The following is a 22,022-nucleotide window of genomic DNA, read 5'->3' on the forward strand; positions in this document are numbered from 1 at the left end:
TGTTCTGTTTTGATGGGAATGACTCGGGACTAGGGGGACTCTGCTTAGTGGAAAAATTATTAAAAATTGCTGGTATCATTGATCGACTCTTAGCAGGTATAGGCAAATTCACTGCTTGGCTGGTATTAGCGATGGTACTAATAGGTGGTTGGAATGTGGTGGGGCGCTACCTCGGTCGCTTAGTGGGCCAGAATTTAGCCTCCAATGGTTTGCTGGAAGCCCAATGGTATTTGTTTGACTTAGTTTTTCTTCTAGGTGCCGCCTACACACTACAAACTAATGACCATGTGCGAGTGGATATTTTCTACAAATCCCTTGGCGATCGCCAGCGGGCTTGGGTGAATTTATTGGGCACTTGTCTGTTTTTGTTCCCGTTTTGTGGACTGGTGATTTTTTATTCCTGGGAATCGGTGCTCAATTCTTGGCAGATTTGGGAAGCTTCTCCGGATCCGGGGGGCTTACCCCGTTATCCCATTAAAACAATGATTATTGTCGGTTTTGTCCTACTTATGCTCCAAGGCATTGCGGAAGTAATTAAAAATCTGGCGATCGCCCTTGGCCATGGTAATACGGAGGCTAGGGATTAATGGTGGACTACGACTGGTTAGGGCCAATGATGTTTGTGGGGGCATTGGTCTTCCTGGGCTGTGGCTATCCCGTTGCCTTTTCTCTAGGAGGGGTGGCGATTTTATTTGCCATTATCGGTGCAGCTTTGGGTTCTTTTGACCCGATATTTTTGTCCGCAATGCCCCAAAGAATTTTTGGCATTATGGCCAATGGCACCCTCCTGGCCATTCCCTTCTTCATCTTTTTGGGGTCCATGTTGGAGCGGTCTGGCATTGCCGAACGGCTACTGGAAACCATGGGCATTATCCTGGGTCATTTGCGGGGGGGGCTTGCCCTCGCTGTGATTCTGGTGGGTACCATGCTAGCGGCCACCACTGGAGTTGTAGCGGCCACCGTGGTGGCCATGGGTTTAATTTCCCTGCCAATTATGTTGCGCTATGGCTACAGCAAGGAGCTAGCTTCCGGTGTGATTGTGGCCTCTGGCACCCTCGGACAAATTATTCCTCCTAGCGTAGTTTTGATCGTTTTAGCAGATCAATTAGGAGTTTCCGTCGGGGATCTATTCATTGGTTCCCTTCTGCCTGGATTGATGATGGCCGGTAGTTTTGCTGTCTATGTCCTCATCATCGCTTGGCTTAAACCCAATCTAGCCCCTGCTTTGCCGGCTGAAGTTAGGAACATTGGCGGTCAGGAACTACGCAGACGCATAGTACAAGTGATGCTACCCCCCTTGATTTTGATTCTATTGGTGCTGGGCAGTATTTTCTTTGGCATTGCTAGCCCCACCGAAGCGGGGGCAGTGGGATCCATCGGGGCGATCGCCTTGGCTTTGGCCAATCAAAAGTTAACTTGGCAATCCCTCTGGCAGGTGTGTGACGCGACCCTACGCATTACTAGCATGGTGATGTTAATTTTGTTAGGCTCCACCGCCTTTAGTTTGGTGTTCCGGGGACTGGAAGGCGATCGGTTTATGTTTGATCTTTTGGCTAATTTACCCGGCGGTCAAATGGGCTTTTTAGCCGTTAGTATGTTGACCATTTTTATTCTGGGATTTTTCATTGACTTTTTTGAAATTGCCTTTATTGTTCTGCCTCTGTTTAAACCGGTGGCGGAAACCCTAAATCTAGATTTAATCTGGTATGGGGTAATTGTGGGGGCTAACTTACAAACTTCTTTCCTCACTCCACCCTTTGGCTTTGCCTTATTTTATTTGCGAGGAGTAGTCCCCCCCAGTTTAACCACTGGGCAAATTTACCGGGGGGCTCTGCCATTCATTGCTCTACAAATCTTGGTGTTGCTACTCATTATTATTTTCCCGCCCCTGGTCAATTGGTTACCTTCCCTGAGTGTTAATTAGGTAAGTTGATTTCTTCCACTTGGTCATAATTTTTCTGCCATTTCATCACCCTCTTACCCTTTCCATGCGTAGCTTCATTGTAGCTAGTTGTTTATTATTTTTAATTCCGGGTTTAACTGTCAGCGCCACTGCCCAAACTATGGCGATCAAGATGGATAGCATGGCCATGGCTAACCGGGAAGCTAGTTTAGAGGCCATTCGGCAACGGGGTAAATTAAGGGTAGGAGTTAAGAAAAATTTACGACCATTGGGTTTTCGCAACAACCAAGGTGAATTAGTTGGTTTGGAAATTGCTTTGGCCCATCGCTTGGCCCTGGCATTGTTGGGGGACGAAAAAGCAGTGGAGTTAATTCCAGTGCAAAACCAAGACCGGCTCGCCCTCTTGCTCAATGGTGACGTGGATTTAATCATTGCCCAAATGGGACAAAATCCGGCCCGCGATCGCCTGGTGGATTTTTCCCCGCCTTACTATGTGGATGGAGTGGGCCTAATTAGCAAAAACAAGCAACTTAAAAATTTAGATCGGAGTCAACCCCATACCATTGCGGTGCTTAATAACAGCGGCACCATCGCCGTGCTCAAACAAGCATTTCCCCAAGCTACCCTTGTGGGGGTAGATTCCTACGACCAAGCCTACCAAATTCTGGAACAGGGGCAAGCCATGGCCTTTGCTGGGGACAATTCTGTGTTAAGTGGCTGGGCCCAATCCCAACCGGATTACCAGCTTTCATCTTTGCAATTAACCGTGGCTCCTTTGGCGATCGCCATGGCCAAAGGGTTGCAACACCAAGCCCTACAACGGGAAGTTAACCAAACCCTACTGCAATTGCGGGCTTCCGGCTGGCTCCGGCAACAATGGCAAGCCTGGGGACTCCCCTTCTAGGAAATGCAGAAAATTTCGTCCTAGTCAACAATACTTAACAAAGGTTTACAATTGCCTTGGCTTTTGTTAAGGTGTAACTGTCAAAGTTGGTTTACTTGGAGAAATCAAACATGCAATCCTCACAGACCTGGGCGATGTCCTCCGCAGACACAGCTACAACAGCTACAAAAGAAACCAACTGGCTCTCCCTATTGTTCTTTTTGATGGGGGCGATGAACGTCTATGTGTTTTTCCGTCGTCAACGGGACTGGTTGAACCGTCAAGGGCTGCGCTTAATTAAGGTCGCCCTCGCATCCTTTGGCTGTGCTGCCCTATTGGAAGCACTGATCTTCTAGGGACAATGTTTTCCCCGGATGCAATTCCGTCAGTTAATTATTGCGGTGGCGGATTTCAACTAAATGACGTAGGCGGCCTGCAGGCCCCCAAAGCAACTGATATTTAATCCCTGGTGGCCATTATGACTGTGGTGATTTCCCAGTCCTAATACCCCTTCCCGAAACATTCCCCGGTCGGCGATCGCCTCTTCCCAATTAACGCCCTGCACCATGGCATCGTCCCAAATTGCCTGGGTTAGGTTGGCTCCCATCAGATCAGCCCCGGTTAGATCCGCTCCGGTGAGATTCGCCCCGGTCAAATCTGCGCCCCGGAGGTTAGCACTTCGCAAACTAGACTGGCTAAGGTTTGTCCCCCGTAGGCAACTGCCGGTTAATTTAGCTCCGTCCATGGTCAAGCCCTGGAGACTGAGATTACTCAGATCCATTTCCTTCATAAAAGCCCGGCGCAGATCCGTTGCCCACAACCTCGCATCACGCAGATTGGCCAGGCTCAGACAAGCCTCCTGGAGATTGGCCCAGGAGAGATCGGCTCCCTGGAGATTAGCTTCCCTTAAATTAATAGCAAACAAATTAGCTCCAGCAAGGTTAGCCTGTTCCAGGTTAGCTCCCCGGAGATTGGCATGGCCCAGGGTCGCTCCACTCAGCTTAGCCCCCTTAAAATTAGTTTTGACGGCAAAAGCCCCGTAGAGACTGGCTTTGGTCAAATTAGCATAGCTTAAATCTGCTTGGTTGAGTTTAGCGTAGGTTAAATCCGCCCAGTTCATCTTGCAGTGGCCGAGGCGGGCTTTAGTCAAAAAGGTACGCTGTAAATTACTGCCGATCAGGTTAGTGCGCTCGAAATCCACGGAAATGAGAGTGAATCCTGATAGATCAGCATTTTGTAAATTTTCCCGGGGGAAGCGGCGCACACCGTGTTCATAGGCCCGCAGGAGAGGATTAATGTTCATAGACAAGGAAACTCCATGTCGAGAATGTTTACTGTTGTCCCTCTTTGGCCACCGGGTTTGGGCGGCGGCAATTTTGACCAATGAAAGCACAGCAGTGACGTTTGTTAGATATTTGCCCAGAAAAATCCTTCCGTCTGTAATGGATTTTACCTAAAACAAACTATTTAGACATACTTTTTGGTTGAGCTGACACAATTCTTAATTGTTTATTAAGAATAAAATGGTCTATGTCCTAAGACAGAGGACAAAAGCTACAACCGTTGCTTCGTAAAGTTTTCACTCAAATATTTTTCAAGAAAAATCAATTATTTATGCCGGTAAGTCATTAACCTTTTGTAGTCAAGCTATAAATTCGTTAACAAATAATTTTAATAAGTTTTATGAATTTTTGTCCTCTGCCATAATCGCCAAAAAGCCATTGCCCAGACTAATCTGGGGCATTAATACCGGGGCTATGGCGATGAATATCCCCGGGGTAAGGCATGACAAAACTTTACAAAAAACTGAGGGTGCCAGTGTCCCCATCCAATTCCACTTCGCTACCCACGGGCAAAATAGCATTAACACCGCCATGGCCAAAGGGTAAATCCGCCACCACTGGTATGCCCAAATCCCCTAGGCGATCGCCAAGTACTTCTTCCACCGTCCAACTGGGGAAACCGGCGGGGGCTTCACATTCACTAAATCTTCCCAGGGCAATGCCACCCACCTGGGATAAATTGCCGGAGGCTCGCCATTGGGTCACCATGCGGTCAATGCGGTAGGGGGCTTCGGTCACATCTTCGATCGCCAAAATTACGTTGGCCAAATTGGGTTGCCAGGGAGTGCCTAAAAAATGGGTAGCTACGGTCAAGTTTCCTGCCACTAAACGCCCTCGGGCCCTGCCTTTTTGCCAACTATTCCCGGTCAACGGTGTGAGGGGGAAACCCTGAAGATGCACCCGTAACCGTTCCAGAGCCCAATCCGGCTCATCGCTGATCGTGGTCAATACCGGGCCGTGGAGACTAATAATGCCTGATTTGAGCAAACTCCATAAAATACCTGTGACGTCGGAAAAACCCAACACCCATTTTGGCTGGGCAATTTCCGGCCATTGCCAATCTTCCAGTAGCCGGGCGGAGCCGTAGCCCCCCCGACTGCATAAAATTCCTTTACATTGGGGGTCTAGCCAGGCGTTCAGTAAATCTTGCCGGCGTTGTTGATCCGTGCCCGCTAAATAACCTTGGCGGTTTTCGTAGCCTTGGCTGAAAGTCACCTCGTAGCCCCACGATCGCCAAATTTCTACCCCTTTTTGTAAGACGGCCAATTCCCGCAGACTACCGCTAGGGGACACCACGGTGAGGAGATCGCCGGTTTGGAGGGGTGCTGGTTGCAGAAAATTTTGGGGCAGGGAAAACATTGGTTGAGGATTTTTGCAAAGTTTACTCTAGCAAAAGCTTGCTCAATAGTTTTGCTGGTTGAACAGAGAACTTGACACTGTATTGTATTGCTCCCAATCTCCCAATCAGTGTTAGGAAGATTTCAACGGGCTCCTAGTCTAACCATGCTGGGCTAGATATTCCGCCAAATCCTCAATCAGCCTGGGTAATTCCGCCTCAGTGGTTAAACGAATCCGGTCGTCCCGTAGCGTCAGCAATACTTTCGCGGCAAAGGGACTGGGATAAATATTGGGATTACAAAATACTTCTAGGAATACTTCACCACTGTGGCAATATTCCAAATTCTGTTGCTTCTCTGGCCGGCCTCCTTGGTTGACCTGGGCACCAATGGCCTTTAGTTGATTGACCAATTGGTTAATTTCCTTCTGGAGGGCGATCGCCGCTTCGGGACTAAAGGGAAAACGAACAGAACCTTGGAGTAAGTTGAGGGTTAGGGGGGCTGTCATCGGAAAAATAGGGCTGGAAAATCAATTGTTAACACAGAGCCGGAGCAGACAAATTCTGGCCGCCGCCGTCCACTCCAGGGTACTGCGCTAAACGGGAATTGCGGCCGAACCTCTTTCGAGCATCTTCTCTTACCATGGGGGCATAACATTAATGTTTCTGCCCAAGGGGGAAGGTTATTATGTGCCAGAACTGCGGTTGTAGTGCGGTGGGAACCGTTGCCCATAGCCACCATCACCATGGCGATGGAAATTTGGCCCACAGCCATGATGGCCATACCCACCAGGAAGATCATCACCACCATGGCGACCATAGCTACAGTCCAAGTCAGGAGACTGTAACCATTGAACCTGATCGCCATTCTATTGCCATTGGTCAAGGCATTCTGAGCAAAAATGACCGCCTAGCGGAAAGGAATCGGGGCTACTTCCAGGCCAAAGGTTTACTGGTGATGAATTTTCTCTCCTCCCCCGGAGCCGGTAAAACCGCCCTGATCGAAAAAATGGTCGGCGATCGACAACAGAAGCATCCCACCGCTGTCATTGTGGGGGATTTAGCCACCGATAACGATGCCCAACGTCTCCGCAGTGCCGGGGCAATCGCCATTCAGGTAACTACGGGGAATATTTGCCACCTGGAAGCGGAAATGGTGGCCAAGGCAGCCCAAAAGTTGAATTTAGACAACATTGACCAATTGATCATTGAAAATGTCGGTAATCTAGTTTGTCCCACCGCCTATGATCTGGGGGAAGATTTACGGGTCGTATTATTTTCCGTCACGGAAGGGGAGGATAAACCCCTCAAATACCCCGCCACGTTCAAATCAGCCCAGGTTATTTTGGTGACTAAGCAGGATATTGCCGCCGCGGTGGATTTTAATGCAGAGCTAGCTTGGCAAAACCTAAGACAAGTAGCTCCCCAAGCAAAAATTTTTGCCGTGTCTGCCCGCACGGGGGAAGGATTGCAGCCCTGGTATGAGTATTTGAATCAATGGCAACTCCAGCACCGCTCGCCCCTAGCTGATCCGGTGTTGGCCTAGGAATGTAGGGAAAAACATTATGACTGTGGCACTCCCATGGTTCCTGGCGGTGGTTAGCGCGGCCCAAATGCAGGAGGTTGAAAATTGGTTATTCGCCCAGGGCATGCCGGTGGCGGCCTTGATGGAAAAAGCGGCTCTACAGATCGCTAATAGATTGTCCCTGCTCTATCCCCTCACTAAATTTCCCCGCATCGGGGTGGTGGTGGGCCCGGGCCATAACGGCGGCGATGGCTTAGTGGTGGCGAGGGAACTGAAGCTCCAGAATTACCAAGTAAAAGTTTTACAACCCCTGGATCAGTTAAAGCCCCTAACCCAAAACCACGCTGACTATGGCAAAAGTTTGGGCATCCCTTGGGTGGATGATGTCCAGGCTTTAGCCCATTGTGATCTGATTATTGATGCTTTGTTCGGCTTTGGTTTAACTAGACCGATTACCGGGGTGATCGCCGACCTAGTCACAGCCATTAACGATTTATCCATGCCCGTGGTCAGCATCGATCTGCCTTCCGGCATTCATACCGATACGGGGGAAATTTTAGGCACAGCGGTGCAGGCAGACCGGAGTTTTTGCCTTGGTCTCTGGAAACGAGCTTACTTTCAGGACAGGGCTTTGGCACACTTGGGCCAGACAGAATTACTAGGTATCGGTTTACCGCCCCAGGCGATCGCTAATGCTTTAGGTCAAGTTTGGCCGGTGCAACTCCTTGGGGCTGAGCAAGCTCAACGGATATTGCCCCTCCGCCGCCCCCTAGTGACCCACAAATATCACCAGGGCCATGTGTTGCTCATCTGCGGTTCCCAACAGTATGCTGGCGGAGCGTTATTAAGCTGTTTGGGAGCGAGGGCCAGCGGGGTAGGCATGGTGACCATGGCGGTGCCAAAAAGCATTAAAAATCTCATCCATCGTCAATGCCCAGAGGCGCTGGTTCATGGTTGTTTAGAAACCCCCTCTGGGGCGATCGCCGGTTTAGGGAATTTGGACCTATCCCGTTACACTGCCGTTGCTCTGGGGCCAGGGTTAGGCCTTGACGTGGGCCCAGTGGTGGAAGAAGTTTTGCCGGTTAATTGTCCCCTTATTTTGGATGCCGATGGCCTCAACCAACTGGCTCGGCAACAATTATTACCCCTGTTGGCGGAACGGACAGCCCCCACCGTGTTAACGCCCCATGGGGGTGAATTTCAACGGCTTTTTCCTGACCTCGACCAAGGCGATCGCCTCACAGCAGTGCAAAGAGCAGCAGCCATGGGCCAGGCCACCGTGTTACTCAAGGGAGCTAAAACGGTCATTGCCAGCCCAACGGGGCCCACTTGGGTAATCAAAGATAGCACTCCAGCCCTAGCCCGGGGGGCAGTGGGGATGTCCTCACTGGATTAATGGGGGGCATCTTGGCTCAAACAGGGGAATTTGACCTAACTCAAGGGGTAGCAACGGCCGCTTGGTGGCATGCCCAGGCCGGTATTTTAGCGGCTCAACAAAGAACAGTTTTGGGGGTGGATGCCCAACATTTAGCAGAATATTTGATTCCGGCCTGCCGCCAGTGGATCGGTCAAAATGCGACCAACTAGCCTGTTAATTTGCTCCATTACAGTTTATTTGGACTAAAGAATCTTCGTCTGAGCGAGCTTAGGGCTAGCCTAGCCAGGGTCAGTTGACTTCTGGGCGAATATCGGTAAGCTAAACTAAGATTAATTCTGGAAAAAATTGTTCCTGGAAAATGGCTAATTTTCATCATCTGAGTTTGCAAGGTTACCAATCCCATTCTCTGGCGTGAGGAAGTTCTTACACCGTGTCATCCACCAGCACCCTAAAACCGTCTTCCACCAAGGCCAAAGCCAAAGCCCAGCCTAATTTTTTCCAGCGGGTATTGCGCACCACTGGCACCACTTTTTTGGGGGTGGGTCTAGTTTCTAGCGCTGTGCTGGCCGGAGGGATGGCCGGTCTAGCCTTCAGTTTCCGTAACCTACCTGATGTGCGGGGTTTAACTTCCTACGTGCCGGCCCAAACCAGTTACATTTACGACGCCAAAGGGCGGGAATTGCTTAGTCTCCACGGGGAAGAACATCGCAAGGTTGTTCCCCTAGCAGAAATTTCCCCCAACCTGAAACGGGCCGTACTGGCGATCGAAGACAGCAATTTTTACAAACACCAAGGCATCAACCCCAACAGCATTGGGCGGGCCTTGTTAGTCAACTTTAAGAGTGGTGGAGTGAGCGAAGGGGCTTCTACCCTTAGCATGCAGTTGGTAAAAAATATTTACCTGAGTCAAAAAAGAGTTTTTACCCGCAAGTTGGCTGAAGCGGTTTTGGCGGTCAGAGTCGAGCAGGTATTCGACAAAGACCAGATTTTGGATATGTACCTCAACTACATCTACTGGGGGCATAATAACTACGGCATTCAAACCGCCGCTGAAAGCTACTTTAAAAAATCCGCCGCTGACCTAAATTTGGCCGAATCCGCCCTGTTAGCAGGCATGATTCAAGCCCCAGAGGCCTATAGCCCTTTCAACAATTTCACCGCGGCCAAGGAACGCCAGGAAGTGGTGCTGGATCGTATGGCCAGTATTGGTTGGATTACCCCCGCTGAAGCCGAAGCCGCTAAAAAAGAACCCCTCCAGAACAAATTAGGTGAACCCACTGCCTGGCAAAACAGCAAATTGCCCTACGTTACCGATGCGGTTATTGCCGAACTGGAAACTAGATTTGGTCAAGAGGCTTTGGCCCAAGGCGGTCTAAGGATACAAAGTACTATCGATTACGACACCCAAAAGCTAGCAGAAAATACGGTCAAGTCCGCCTATAAAAATTTGCGGGGACGCATGGGGAGGGCCAAGGATTTACAGATTGCCCTAGTGGCAGTGGAGCCGGAAACCCATTTCATCAAGGCTATGGCTGGAGGAGTCGATTACAACAAAAGCCAACTTAATCGGGTCACCATTTCCCGTCGTCAGCCGGGTTCAGCCTTTAAACCCTTTGTTTATTACAGTGCCTTTGCCAGTGGGAAATACACCCCCGATTCCTCCATCGAGGACCGGCCCATTAACTTAAGGGACGGAGCCGGTGTCTATTCTCCCAAAAACTATGGCGGTGGGTTTTCCGGTTCCATGTCTATTCGCCAGGCGGTGGCCAGTTCCGCCAATATTCCAGCGGTGTTGATTGGCAGTCGGGTTGGTCTCAATAAGGTGATTGAAGATGCCAAGCAGATGGGCATTAAAACCCCATTGCAGTCTGTTCTTTCCCTGCCCCTGGGGTCGGTGGATGTGACTCCGTTGGACATGGCCGTGGGCTATGCCACCCTAGCTAGCAATGGTTGGTATTCCGAACCCACTGCAATTTTACGGGTTACCAATGTGCGGGGGGATGTGCTGCTAGACAATAGTCCCAAGCCGCAACAGGTGTTAGACCCCTGGGCCGCCGCCAGTACTTCTTCAGTGCTGACTTCCGTTGTGCAGGGGGGGACCGGGACGTCGGCCTACTTAGGGCGTCCCACTGCCGGAAAAACTGGCACCACGGACAATGAGCGTAACGTCTGGTTTGTGGGTTATGTGCCCCAACTGGCCACCGCTGTCTGGATTGGAGATGATGCTAACCGTCCTCTGGGTAAGGGTATTTCGGGGGGGGATATGCCGCTCCCATTTGGCGTTCTTTTATGAGTCAGGCTATTAAAAATATGCCCGTGGAAAATTTCCCCTCCCCTTCCCAATTCCCCCGTCCCAAGCCGGAAAAACAACAAAAATCCTAGGCTTTGACCCGATCGCCGCTGGGGGTTAATGACAGAGAAAAATGCCCGTTGGAAGGCGGGAGTATGGCAGAATGGGGAGAAGCCAATATGCTGGAAATTCATGACTGCCACTGCTGTTAAAACCGATTACGAAGCGATTATTGGGCTAGAAACCCACTGTCAGCTCAACACAGCCAGTAAGATTTTTTGTAATTGCTCCACCGATTTTGACAGTCCCCCCAACACCAATGTCTGTCCGGTGTGTTTGGGATATCCGGGGGTTTTACCGGTGCTCAATGAAGAGGTGTTGGCGGCGGCGGTGAAGCTTGGCTTGGCCATCAATGGCCAGATTGCCCCCTACAGCAAATTTGACCGCAAACAGTATTTTTACCCGGATTTACCCAAGAACTATCAGATTTCCCAGTTTGATTTGCCCATTGTGGAACACGGCTCCTTGGAAATTGAGTTGGTGGATAAAAAAACTAAAGAAATTACCCGCAAAACCATTGGCATCACCCGTCTACACATGGAAGAGGACGCGGGCAAGTTAGTCCATGCGGGCAGCGATCGCCTGGCGGGATCAACCCATTCTCTGGTGGACTTTAATCGTACTGGGGTACCACTGCTGGAGATCGTTTCGGAGCCAGATTTACGCACGGGTCAGGAAGCGGCGGAATATGCCCAATCTTTGCGGCAACTGGTGCGTTACCTAGGCATTAGCGACGGCAATATGCAAGAAGGTTCGCTCCGTTGTGACGTGAATATTTCTGTGCGCCCTGTGGGACAAAAGGAATTTGGCACCAAGGTGGAGATCAAAAACATGAACTCCTTTAGTGCCATCCAAAAGGCGATCGAGTATGAAATTGAAAGACAAATTGAGGCGATCGGCAACGGGGAAGAAATTTACCAAGAAACCCGCCTCTGGGAGGAAGGCAGTCAACGCACCATCAGCATGCGGAAAAAGGAAGGCTCCAGCGATTATCGCTATTTTCCTGAACCGGACTTGCCCCCGCTGGAAGTTTCCGAACAGCAGAAACAAACTTGGTTAGCCACATTGCCAGAACTCCCCAGTGCCAAACGGGCCCGCTATGAAAAGGAATTGGGTTTGTCCGCCTACGACGCCCGAGTGTTAGCGGAAGACCGGGAAGTAGCGCTTTACTTTGAGGAAGCGGTGGATGTCGGGGCCGATCCGAAAGCAGTGACCAACTGGGTTACCCAGGACATTGCAGCCTACCTCAACAACAACCGTTTGACCATCGGCGAGCTGACCTTGAAACCATGGGCCCTGGCAGAGTTAATCGCTTTAATTACTAAAGGCACCATCAGCGGCAAAATTGCCAAGGATATTCTGCCGGAGTTATTGGAAAAGGGTGGTTCTCCCCAGAAAATTATTGAAGCCAGGGGCTTGGTGCAAATTTCTGACCCCGACGAGTTGACTGCCATCATCCAAGCCATCATTGCGGACTATCCCAAGGAGTTGGAGAAATTCCGCAGTGGTAAGGGCAACATGCAGGGCTTCTTTGTCGGTCAGGTAATGAAACACACCGGTGGTAAAGCAGATCCGAAGTTGACTAACCAGTTAATTGGTCAACTACTGGCTCAAGCTTAAGAACGTGTTTGAAAAGTCCCCCTGATCCCCCTCATTTGGGGGGAAACATAGGCAAAGTTCCCCAGTATTGCCGGAGCTTTAGTGAGGAGATTTAGGGGCAAAATAAGACTTTACAAACAAGCTCTAAGGCTCTACCGGTTAACCAACGGTATTTGGGCAGTGCCCCCAGCGGTTTTATGTTGTGCTGTTTGGGGGGCAGTGGGTTGGTCATTTTGAAAAATTAACCCGTTTATAAAGCTCCACAAGTTTGATTTTTATTTTCATAAAACTAAATTCAATTTCGGCATTTTCTCCCATCAGTTCTATTAATAACCATTGGCGATCGCCAACTTTTTGGTAATGTTCCACGCGGTAACAGGACTGGTCAGTTAATAAATATTCTTGTAATTGGGGGATAGTCCGGTAAAAGCCGAATTTCTGATTTTTATCAAAGCCCGCCGTTGAAGTGGAGAGAACTTCGGCAATCAAACAAGTATTGGTCACCGCCATCTGGCTATTGTCAGTAAACTTTGGCTCTTCCGCAATTACCATCAGATCCGGGTAAAAATAACTTTCAGACTCAGCAATCCATAACCTCATATTGCTGACAAAAATTTCATATTGGCCATCGCCAATTTCTAGGGGTAATAAGCGGCTTAAATTAAAAGTTAAGCGATTGTGGTTCGCGGAGGCTCCGGCCATGGAAATAATTTCTCCCTAGATAAATTCACTTTTTTCAGTGGCCTGTTCTTCCCGTTGCAGATACTCAGCCGCTGTTAGGATTTTAGTTGTAGCAACGACCATCATTGATCCCCTTTTTTATTTGGCTTATTCAAGTTTAGCTTCAACCTTTTGCCACTGTTTAACTTCAAAAAAATATCGATTTAAACCCAGACATACTTTAGAGTAGCTTTGTTTTTGCCTTGCTCCGCCAACTGCGTTCTAGAAGTTTAAACTGCTGACCGAGGTAATCTAAGTGGGGTTCTTGACCCCCGTAACGCCAAGCCACATAGGCCGTGGAAATTTCCACAATTGTTTCTACTTGCTCCGGAGTTAGATGTTCCCGTAGGGATTGGGCAAATTCCCCTGGGGTTTGGGCCCGACTTTTGCGAAAACCCCGTTGTTCGAGATCGTAAAGCAAAGTTTGATAAAGCCTAGCGATGGGATGAAGTTTGGCCAGGCGACGATACTGCAACCAACGTTTACCTTGAGTCCAACCAAGCCAACCTAAAAAACCAGCGGCGATCGCCAAAATGAGTCCGAGTAAAGCGCCACCTAAGCTGGTGGAAACTAAGTTCCAAAACCAACGTAAAACAGTGACCAGGAACCCGGTAACGGCTGACCAGACATTGGCAAGGAAACCGCTCACGGGGGAAGGCAACCAACCCGCCACCCAACGCCAGATTTGCTGAAGTACGCTAAAGGTCTCGTTATCTTCGATGGAAGGGGGATAGAGTTCGTGGCCGGGAATGGGGTCAAACATAAACCAACCCAGCCGAGGGAAAAACACCTCCGTCAAAGCATAGGCATCGGTGTTATGGACCAAATAATAACCAGTGAAGGGATTAAACTGCCCAGAGGCAAACCCCACCGTTAGCCGGGCGGGAATGTCTAAACTCCGCAACATAATGGTCAACACTGTGGCAAAGTGATCCGGCAGGCCTCCTTGGTATTCAAACAAAAAGGCTGTGACTAAATCTTCGTCGTCTGCAAAAAAGGGCAAATCAGTGCGGATACGATAATTCTGCTTGAGAGCCTGGGTTAAGTAGAGGGAAATTTCGTAGGGCGTTTCTAAGGGTCGTTCCGATTTGGCTAATAGTTCTTCGGCTTTAGTTCGCACCGCCGATTTAATATCCGGGGGGACTTGGAGCAATTGGGGCTGAATTTTCACCTCCGGGGGAATGCGGTACTTCTGCAACATGGTCCGATTCCGCACCGGCACTTCTGAAATGACTGTGTAGGTAATGCCCTCCAGTAAGCCCACTGGCGATCTTAAACTGCCATTGGGGTCTATGCCTACTTCCCTGGTGGGAAAGTACAAAAATCTGGGGTGATAGAGGCTGGGGATCACGTTGGGTAAATCCATTACAGCGGTGTAGGTCTGCACCACACTCTCCGTTTCCAGCAGGGAATCAATGTTATCCAACACAAAGCGATAGGACCATGGCGATCGTTCCACTGTGGTAATTTTCGTGTTGTCGATAATTTCCCATCCCTGTCCGGTGTAGTGGTCAAAGGACAACGCTTTCCAAAAGCCTGGCGCTTGGGAACGTACCCGGAGCACCAATTGTTTAGTCATTTGCCCCCGTAAATTTTGGTTCATGCGGCTGTTAAAACCGTAGTAGAAGGTGTCATCCACTTGCCCTGGTTCTGAACCATCTCCCTCGCCGCCGGTACCAGTGCCGTCGCCCCGACGATAACCGGGGTTATTAATATCTTGATTTTGTCCCTCGAAGGTTTGCTGTTGGATTTCCCCAGGGCTGGACACAGGAAAACTTTGGAGCCGATAGCCGGGGAAGCGGGGCATAAGGGCGAATAACAACAGGCCAAAAGCTAGGGTTACCGCCAACAGAGCTAATAATTTTCTCGGTACTAGGGGGGAATATTCTGCCTGATGGGATGAACTCCGTTGCCCAGCACTTTTCCACAGGGAGAAGGGAATTCCTTCTAAACCCAAACGGGAACGATAATCCAGCACCAGAGTGGGAATGGCCACGGCTAAAAAAAGTAGTAGCCAGGGGGCAAAGGCCAAGGTTTGGGATAGGGTACCTGCTACCCCCAAAAGGATCAGTCCAATTACCATGGAATAGCCCAAATCTTTACGCTGGGGCAAATCAAAACTGTGCAATACCTGCAATTGCACCAACAATCCCGCTAGGGCCACCTGGCTAGCATTCAGGTTTTCCACCAAGTTGCCTAAGAAGACAAACAACATGGCAACCATGGCGATCGCCAGCAGAAATTTGAGGGCAATATTTTTCTTTTTTCTTTGTCGCCAACTCCACCAGGAACCAATGACACTGAGGGGAATGGCCCATAAACTCCAGGTGGTTTGGGCGGCTACGTCTGTGGCCACAATACCCACAATCACCATTAACTGCACCAAAATGCGGAAAACAATAGATTCCTCCGTTTTGGGAACTGGCACAGCTTGAAAACGGGCTTGCCATTGCTCTAACCAACGGGCCATGGGCGATGAAGAGGTCATGGATGGAGTGGGAGAATTTTGTGGTTAACGAAATGGGGTTTTGTAAGACACAAACTAGTTTGTTGCTAAAAAATGATCATCAAAATGCATTGTAACCTTCAGCTAAGTTGAGCAACTCGCTGAACCCATAGGTGGTGGCTCGTCTACCCTTTTCTTGCACTAGGGGGTTGAGGCTATTTTTGCCGGAATTTAACTCAATTTGCCGAAGGGTTGCCCCCACCATTGCCAACATTCTTTGTTGAACGGCGATCGCCATTTGAGAATTAATGTTTTTTCCCAAGCCAGGAGAGTTTTTTTATCCGGGGGAATATGGGGCCAAAAGGCGGAAACCACTTCCACCTCTAGGTCATAACGGCGATGGAGTTCAATGTAGTTCAAAATATAATCTTTGCAGTCGTGGGTTCCCTGCCAGCGTTGGTCGGCAGTTAGCTTAGTTTCCCCGACATAAAGCAATATTGGCCAACGGCGATCGAGGATGAAGTATAAACAGCCCTGGTTTTCCCCGGTTATTTCTGCTGAACCTTTACCCTGTCGCCAAAACAGAGAAGATTGTTGAGACAAAGTAAAGGGATCAATGTCGTCGGGATTGTGCCAACTAACCACCGGGGCATCAAATAGGGAAATCTGTTGGGGCTGGCCCATTTGCCGTTGACTTTGTTGGTAGTGGTGAATTTTACCCTGCCAATCTTGCAATTCTTGCCGATCGAGCAATAATTTTGGTTCCCGCTTGACCCGATAGCTGGAGGGGGCATCGAACAGTTTGAGCTGTTTCAAAATTAAGATTTTATCCTAATCGAGGGTTTTACATTGGGCTTGGAAACGCAACAAATGGTCACATAAAACCAAAGCGGCCATAGCTTCCACCATGGGGACGGCTCGGGGTAATACACAGGGATCATGGCGGCCTTTTGCGGCTAAAGTCGTTTCTTCCCCCGTATTGCTGACGGTTTTTTGCTCCTGGCCAATGGTGGCGGTGGGCTTAAATGCTATGCGCATAATGATCGGTTCGCCGTTGCTAATGCCCCCCTGAACTCCCCCGGAACGGTTGGTACGGGTACGCCATTGCCCAGCTTCGTCTAAATAATATTCATCGTTGTGTTGACTGCCGGTGAGTAAAGTCCCCGCAAAACCAGAGCCAAACTCAAAACCCTTGGTGGCGGGTAGGGACATCATCGCCTTCGCTAAATCCGCCTCCAATTTATCAAAGACCGGTTCCCCTAAACCTTTGGGAGCATTGCGGATCAAGCATTCCACCACCCCACCAATGGAATCCTTTTGTCTTAGTACTTGATCAATCCTTTCAATCATCATCTCCGCCGTTTTACCGTCGGGACACCGGACAATATTACTTTCCACCTGTTCCAAGGTGACGGTTGCCGGATCTACGGATGCTTCAATATCCTGAATACTTTTCACGTAGGCGACAATTTCCACCCCGTTAAACTGGGCGAGGATCTTTTTGGCGATCGCCCCGGCGGCCACCCGGCCAATGGTTTCTCTGGCGGAAGACCGACCGCCCCCCTGCCAATTGCGAATGCCATATTTTGCTTCATAGGTGGCATCGGCATGGGAGGGACGATATTTCACCGCCATTTCGTTGTAATCCTGGGAGCGGGCATCCTTGTTCCTCACCAAAATGGCGATCGGTGTGCCCAAGGTTTTGCCTTCAAACACCCCGGAGAGGATTTCACACTGGTCAGCTTCCTTGCGGGGAGTGGTGATTTTGCTCTGTCCTGGACGCCGTCGGTCTAAATCCACTTGAATTTCCTTGGGGGAAATTTCTAACCGGGGAGGGCAACCATCGATGATCACTCCCACTCCACCCCCATGGGACTCCCCAAAGGTGGTAATGCGAAATAAACTGCCAAATGTGTTGCCCATAAAATATCCAATACTGACTGACCGGTCTTTTATTTTAGGTATTTTTTGCAACTAGGCATAGACAAAAACAAACAGGCCAAGGAAAAACCCTGGCCCGAGAAAAAGAGTGATTAGGTTAGCCCCTATCAATTCAATTTCTAATAGGAAAATGATCGACGGGTAAGCAATCAGCAAAATAGTTGGGCAAATATGCCAAACGACTATTTAACAGCGGCTTTACCACCAGCTTCTTCCAATTGTTTTTTGATGGCTTCAGCATCATCTTTGCCCGTAGCTTCTTTGATGGCTTTAGGAGTAGATTCCACCAATTCTTTGGCTTCTTTCAGACCCAAACCGGTGATGGTGCGGACAACTTTAAGCACAGCAATTTTCTTGTCGGCGGGTACTTCTTCGAGGATAACGTCGAATTCAGTTTTTTCTTCAGCGGCTTCAGCGGGAGCAGCAGCGGCGGCGGCCATAACCATGCCGCCAACAGGAGCAGCGGCGCTAACACCAAAAGCTTCTTCGATTTGTTTAACTAACTCGGAAGCTTCCAACAAGGAAAGGCTTTTTAACTGTTCTAAAATTTGATCGGTTGCAGCGGACATAGAAATGACTCCTATAGAATAAGTAGGTTAAATCTAACTAGACAAACCCAAAGCAAATGGTTTTGGGACAAGTAGGGCAAAAAACAACCCTATTCTTTGTCCACATGGGCTTGGAGACCACGGGCCACGGAAGCCGGAACTTCTTTGATGCCCAGGGCAATCTTGGTAGCCAGGGCGTTGATGGCTCCGGCGATTTGACCCATGAGTTGCTCTTTGGAGGGCAGATCACCGATCGCCTCCACGTCAGCTTGGGACAGGCTTTTTCCTTCCAGTACCCCCCCTTTGAGTTGGGTTTTTTTGGTATCTTTCTGGAATTTTTTGTACGCCTTGATGGCTCCACCCAGGTCATCCTTGAGCACCACAATTGCGGTAGTTCCCGTCAGGAATTCCTCCATGGGGGACCAGGCTTCTTGCCCAGCCAAAGCCCGACGGACTAAGGTATTTTTGGCGATTTTACAGGTTCCACCCAGGGGGCGGAGTCGGTTCCGTAAATCGGTAATTTCGGCAACGGTTAATCCCTGATAATCAATGACCATAGTCATCTGAGCGTCCTGGAATAATTCCTGAACTTCGGTGATTACCGTCGCTTTATTTTCTCTCGTTCTTCCCATTCGGGTTTCACCTCCTTGGGGTTGGGATAGCAAGCATTAAACACACAATAAAAATGCCCCTTGGCGATCGCCGGGGCTGAAGCAGAGGATCAAAAGCCAGCGGAAAAAATTCCCCCAGACTTAAATCTTGATTCAGGCTTCAACCTCGGCAGGTTAATTAAGCAACCCTAATTGCTCCTGCGGTCTTTGGCATAGCCAGTTAAGTGAATAGTGGCTAGAAATGACTCGGAAATTGTCGTCGCTTAGTTATCCTCAAACTTCAGATCGCGTAAAGCACTAACGTCTACGGGGATGGAAGGACCCATGGAACTGGACACAAACACTGTGCGCCAGAAACGCCCCTTAGCCCCCGAAGGACGATTGCGGTCAATGGTCTCTTGCAGCGCTTTTAAATTCGCCAACAGATCATCGGCAGAAAAAGAGGCCTTTCCAAACATAACATGAACGATGCCCGTGCGATCAGCTCGGAACTCTAATTTTCCTGCTTTAAATTCATTAACCGCCGCTGTCACGTCCGCCGTCACCGTTCCCCCCTTGGGAGAAGGCATCAGGCCCCGGGGCCCTAATTGTTTACCCAACCGGGCAATTTTAGGCATCATATCAGGGGTGGCAATGAGCACGTCAAAGTCCATCATGCCCTTTTGAATTTCTTCAATCAATTCCTCGGAACCGGCAATATCGGCCCCGGCATCGGTGGCTTCCTTGACCTTTTCCCCCCGGGCCAGGACTGCTACCCGTACTGTCTGTCCCGTACCCTTAGGCAGAGAAACGGTGGTCCGAATTTGTTGGTCACTGTATTTGGGGTCAATGCCCAGGCGGATGTGGGCTTCCGCAGTTTCGTCAAATTTAGCAGTGGCGGTTTCCTTCAGCAATTCCATAGCCTCCAGGGGACCATAGAGTTTGCTGTCATCTACCTTGGCGATCGCCGCCTGCATGCGTTTTGAAAGCTTTTTAGTCATGAATTTGGTAACTCCTTGGGTACTGGCGAAGTAGGGAACTTCTCCCCGAAATAAATGAAAACTTAACAGGCTTAATAGGCTCAAGCCGTAAACTGTTCTTAGCTGTTGACGGTAATACCCATGTTGCGGGCGGTGCCTTCAATAATATTCATGGCCGCATCAATGTCATTGGCATTGAGGTCAGGCAATTTGGTTTGGGCGATTTCCCGTAGTTGCTCCCGGGTAATGGAAGCCACTTTGGTTTTATTCGGTTCACTAGAGCCTTTTTCCACCCCAGCGGCTTTGCGGATTAACACCGAAGCAGGGGGAGTTTTAAGAATAAAAGTGAAACTACGGTCTTCAAACACCGAAATTTCCACAGGAATAATCATTCCGGGTTTGTCGGCAGTTTTGGCATTGTACTCTTTGCAAAATGCCATGATGTTAACCCCATGTTGACCCAGGGCAGGGCCGACGGGGGGCGCGGGGTTAGCCTTGCCAGCGGGCAGGGCCAGTTTAATCAGAGCGACGACTTTCTTGGCCATTGCTTATGTATGTCTAAGTTAATGTGATTAGGATGTGAATTGACGACAATCAAACCAGCCATGGGGAGCAGGAATTCACTTCCCATTCCCCACTAAAAGGTTTAATTCTGTTTTTCCACTTGGGTAAATTCCAATTCCACCGGGGTTTCCCGACCGAAAATGGACAGTAAGGCTTTTAGCTTACTTCTTTCTGGACTGACTTCAATCACGTCCCCTTCAAAATCTTTAAAGGGGCCGGAGAGCACCATGATGTGATCACCGATTTCCATATCGATTTTCACCACCGGTTCCTGCTCATCCACATGACGGAAGATCCGTTCCACTTCCCCATGGCTGAGGGGCATGGGCAAAACGTGGCCCCGCCCCCGACCATAGTGACGTTTTTGCTCGGAACCGACGAAGTTGATCACATGGGGGGTGTTTTTCACCACCTGCCAAGCGTCATCGTCCATAATCATGCGGATGAGCACGTAGCCAGGGAAAATTTTCTCTTCCCCCTGCACCCGGGCCCCGTCTTTACGGATTTTCACAATGGGAGTTTTGGGAATTTCCACCTGGAGAATGCGATCGGCCACGTCCAAGGTGTGAATCCTTTGCTCAAGGTTTAGCTTGACCCGCTTTTCACAACCAGAGGCTACTTGTACGGCAAACCAATGGCCTTCGGAGGGGGATTTTTTGTTTTGTTCCGCGACCGGAGACTGATCGTCAGTGAAGCTCATGACAACAACATGTACAGGGAGTATTTACGGTGGGCATTAGCTCCAATCCCGACTCAGATTGGAGTCAGATTAGGTAAGTTTAAGGTTTAAATTTTTTGACTTAGCAAATGGAGAACTTTTAGAACTTAAATTAGGATGGCAAGAATATTAAGGATTTGTCGAAAAGCTGAATGATATTGAATTTGGCTGAAAAACTAACCGGACAGTGGAAGAAAAGTTCCTTTCCCGGCCAATACCTGCAAGAAAGTTGGTGCAAATTTCAATAAGAATTGTTGGCCTTTTCTCGCCAGCCTCAACCAAAAAGAAAAGGTTGCTTGGTAATCCAGCCGAAGATCTGGTCAACAAAGTAAATGACCGTTGACACCAAAATAACCATCAGAATCACAGCCACGGATTCACTGATTAGTTGTTGACGGGAAGGCCAAACCACTTTTGCCAACTCATCTTTGGTGGCCGTAATGAAGTTGCTCCGGGCCTGGGCACTGTCCACGGAGTTATCTTCGGTACTGTCGGTTCTGACCGCTTCCTTCTTAACCACAGGTTTTTCTTGCCTCCCAAATCATTGTAACTAATGAGAAAATCCGGAATATCACCAAACGCAAAGTTGAACAGTTGCGGGACAATCGTTAGCGAGGTAATTGGTGGTCAACGCGCCCTGGAGGACTTGAACCCCCGACATCAGGTTTTGGAGACCTGCGTTCTACCAACTGAACTAAGGACGCATAGTCTGGGCTGAGGTTAGCCCCAGAGTCTGCACTCTCGCACCATCATACCCTAATTTGTTGCCAATTCCCATCGAGAGCGATCGCCATGGTGTTGGAGATCACAGTTTTGCGGACTACAGGGCCCGGTCAAACCGTTGCTTAATGCGGGTAGCTTTACCAACCCGATCCCGGAGATAGTAAAGTTTGGCCCGACGGACTTTACCGCGACGCAACACTTTGATACTGGCAACTCGGGGGGAATGGAGCAGGAAAACCCTTTCCACACCAACACCTTGGAAAATTTTACGAACGGTAATGGTTTCGCTGATGCCGCCGTTACGCTTGGCAATGACGGTGCCTTCGTAGGGTTGGATCCGCTCTTTACCACCTTCGACAATCTTGACCCCAACCTTGATGGTGTCACCGACATGGATGGTAGGCAGGTCTTCTTTGAGAAACTCTGCCTCGATGGAATTGATTATGGCTTGGGCGTTCATGGTCATAGTAAAAAC

19 protein-coding genes, 1 tRNA gene, 3 pseudogenes and 1 other annotated feature are annotated in these 22,022 nt (G+C 49.4%); of the genes and pseudogenes, 8 read left to right on the forward strand and 15 right to left on the reverse strand.

What is annotated here, in order from left to right:
* The first annotated feature begins 47 nt into the window (after positions 1 to 47).
* From IQE94_RS04820 to IQE94_RS04835, 4 genes are all read left to right on the forward strand, one after another.
* Entirely contained in the window at positions 48 to 587 is a 540-nt protein-coding gene (locus IQE94_RS04820) for a TRAP transporter small permease subunit (protein WP_212716512.1), read from the forward strand.
* Complete coding sequence (locus IQE94_RS04825) at positions 587 to 1,924, forward strand: TRAP transporter large permease subunit (RefSeq protein ID WP_212716514.1); 1,338 nt, start codon at positions 587 to 589, stop codon at positions 1,922 to 1,924. The genes IQE94_RS04820 and IQE94_RS04825 overlap by 1 nt, the downstream gene beginning before the upstream one ends.
* 64 nt (positions 1,925 to 1,988) lie before the next feature.
* Positions 1,989 to 2,807, forward strand: coding sequence for a transporter substrate-binding domain-containing protein (locus IQE94_RS04830; RefSeq protein ID WP_223342810.1), 819 nt, complete (start codon positions 1,989 to 1,991; stop codon positions 2,805 to 2,807).
* A gap of 110 nt (positions 2,808 to 2,917) precedes the next feature.
* On the forward strand, positions 2,918 to 3,142 hold the full coding sequence (locus tag IQE94_RS04835) for a hypothetical protein (RefSeq protein WP_223342811.1): 225 nt from the start codon (positions 2,918 to 2,920) through the stop codon (positions 3,140 to 3,142).
* A gap of 59 nt (positions 3,143 to 3,201) precedes the next feature.
* Here IQE94_RS04835 and IQE94_RS04840 read toward each other — a convergent pair whose 3' ends face one another.
* From IQE94_RS04840 to IQE94_RS04850, 3 genes are all read right to left on the reverse strand, one after another.
* Positions 3,202 to 4,179 (reverse strand): pentapeptide repeat-containing protein, encoded by a 978-nt coding sequence (locus IQE94_RS04840; protein ID WP_223342812.1) that lies wholly within the window; start codon positions 4,177 to 4,179, stop codon positions 3,202 to 3,204.
* Between the two features lie 403 nt (positions 4,180 to 4,582).
* Positions 4,583 to 5,488, reverse strand: coding sequence for an LD-carboxypeptidase (locus IQE94_RS04845; protein WP_212716523.1), 906 nt, complete (start codon positions 5,486 to 5,488; stop codon positions 4,583 to 4,585).
* A gap of 138 nt (positions 5,489 to 5,626) precedes the next feature.
* Positions 5,627 to 5,974 carry a hypothetical protein gene (locus tag IQE94_RS04850; RefSeq protein ID WP_212716525.1) on the reverse strand — a complete coding sequence of 116 codons (348 nt, stop codon included), beginning with the start codon at positions 5,972 to 5,974 and terminating at the stop codon, positions 5,627 to 5,629.
* A 179-nt stretch (positions 5,975 to 6,153) separates the two neighbouring features.
* Between IQE94_RS04850 and hypB the strand changes: the two genes are divergently transcribed.
* From hypB to gatB, 4 genes and pseudogenes are all read left to right on the forward strand, one after another.
* A complete protein-coding gene (gene hypB / locus IQE94_RS04855; protein ID WP_212716527.1) occupies positions 6,154 to 7,011 on the forward strand; it encodes a hydrogenase nickel incorporation protein HypB in 858 nt (285 codons plus the stop codon).
* Between the two features lie 19 nt (positions 7,012 to 7,030).
* Positions 7,031 to 8,577: pseudogene (locus tag IQE94_RS04860) on the forward strand (NAD(P)H-hydrate dehydratase).
* Between the two features lie 221 nt (positions 8,578 to 8,798).
* Positions 8,799 to 10,750, forward strand: a pseudogene (locus IQE94_RS04865) (transglycosylase domain-containing protein).
* Between the two features lie 100 nt (positions 10,751 to 10,850).
* Positions 10,851 to 12,338 (forward strand): Asp-tRNA(Asn)/Glu-tRNA(Gln) amidotransferase subunit GatB, encoded by a 1,488-nt coding sequence (gene gatB / locus IQE94_RS04870; protein ID WP_212716533.1) that lies wholly within the window; start codon positions 10,851 to 10,853, stop codon positions 12,336 to 12,338.
* Positions 12,339 to 12,545: 207 nt separating this feature from the next.
* Here gatB and IQE94_RS04875 read toward each other — a convergent pair.
* From IQE94_RS04875 to rplS, 12 genes and pseudogenes are all read right to left on the reverse strand, one after another.
* Positions 12,546 to 13,124: pseudogene (locus IQE94_RS04875) on the reverse strand (Uma2 family endonuclease).
* A 94-nt stretch (positions 13,125 to 13,218) separates the two neighbouring features.
* A complete protein-coding gene (locus IQE94_RS04880) occupies positions 13,219 to 15,525 on the reverse strand; it encodes a transglutaminaseTgpA domain-containing protein (RefSeq protein WP_212716536.1) in 2,307 nt (768 codons plus the stop codon).
* 189 nt (positions 15,526 to 15,714) lie between these two features.
* Positions 15,715 to 16,299 (reverse strand): GIY-YIG nuclease family protein, encoded by a 585-nt coding sequence (locus IQE94_RS04885; protein ID WP_223342813.1) that lies wholly within the window; start codon positions 16,297 to 16,299, stop codon positions 15,715 to 15,717.
* A gap of 15 nt (positions 16,300 to 16,314) precedes the next feature.
* Positions 16,315 to 17,406, reverse strand: a complete 1,092-nt coding sequence (gene aroC / locus IQE94_RS04890; RefSeq protein ID WP_212716537.1) for a chorismate synthase — start codon at positions 17,404 to 17,406, stop codon at positions 16,315 to 16,317.
* Between the two features lie 200 nt (positions 17,407 to 17,606).
* Positions 17,607 to 17,993 carry a 50S ribosomal protein L7/L12 gene (gene rplL, locus IQE94_RS04895; RefSeq protein WP_194017278.1) on the reverse strand — a complete coding sequence of 129 codons (387 nt, stop codon included), beginning with the start codon at positions 17,991 to 17,993 and terminating at the stop codon, positions 17,607 to 17,609.
* 89 nt (positions 17,994 to 18,082) lie between these two features.
* Entirely contained in the window at positions 18,083 to 18,604 is a 522-nt protein-coding gene (gene rplJ / locus IQE94_RS04900; RefSeq protein WP_212716539.1) for a 50S ribosomal protein L10, read from the reverse strand.
* Positions 18,605 to 18,644: 40 nt separating this feature from the next.
* Positions 18,645 to 18,812, reverse strand: a sequence feature (ribosomal protein L10 leader region).
* A 34-nt stretch (positions 18,813 to 18,846) separates the two neighbouring features.
* Positions 18,847 to 19,563, reverse strand: a complete 717-nt coding sequence (rplA, locus tag IQE94_RS04905) for a 50S ribosomal protein L1 (RefSeq protein WP_212716541.1) — start codon at positions 19,561 to 19,563, stop codon at positions 18,847 to 18,849.
* A gap of 98 nt (positions 19,564 to 19,661) precedes the next feature.
* Positions 19,662 to 20,087, reverse strand: a complete 426-nt coding sequence (rplK, locus tag IQE94_RS04910; RefSeq protein ID WP_194017280.1) for a 50S ribosomal protein L11 — start codon at positions 20,085 to 20,087, stop codon at positions 19,662 to 19,664.
* Positions 20,088 to 20,188: 101 nt separating this feature from the next.
* Positions 20,189 to 20,806, reverse strand: a complete 618-nt coding sequence (gene nusG, locus IQE94_RS04915; RefSeq protein WP_194017282.1) for a transcription termination/antitermination protein NusG — start codon at positions 20,804 to 20,806, stop codon at positions 20,189 to 20,191.
* Between the two features lie 292 nt (positions 20,807 to 21,098).
* Positions 21,099 to 21,344 carry a preprotein translocase subunit SecE gene (gene secE / locus IQE94_RS04920; protein ID WP_190598947.1) on the reverse strand — a complete coding sequence of 82 codons (246 nt, stop codon included), beginning with the start codon at positions 21,342 to 21,344 and terminating at the stop codon, positions 21,099 to 21,101.
* Between the two features lie 111 nt (positions 21,345 to 21,455).
* Positions 21,456 to 21,528, reverse strand: a tRNA-Trp gene (locus tag IQE94_RS04925).
* Between the two features lie 116 nt (positions 21,529 to 21,644).
* Positions 21,645 to 22,013, reverse strand: coding sequence for a 50S ribosomal protein L19 (rplS, locus tag IQE94_RS04930; protein WP_010872052.1), 369 nt, complete (start codon positions 22,011 to 22,013; stop codon positions 21,645 to 21,647).
* Between the last annotated feature and the right edge of the window lie 9 nt (positions 22,014 to 22,022).

The organism is Synechocystis sp. PCC 7339 (assembly GCF_019924095.1).
Lineage (GTDB): Bacteria > Cyanobacteriota > Cyanobacteriia > Cyanobacteriales > Microcystaceae > Synechocystis.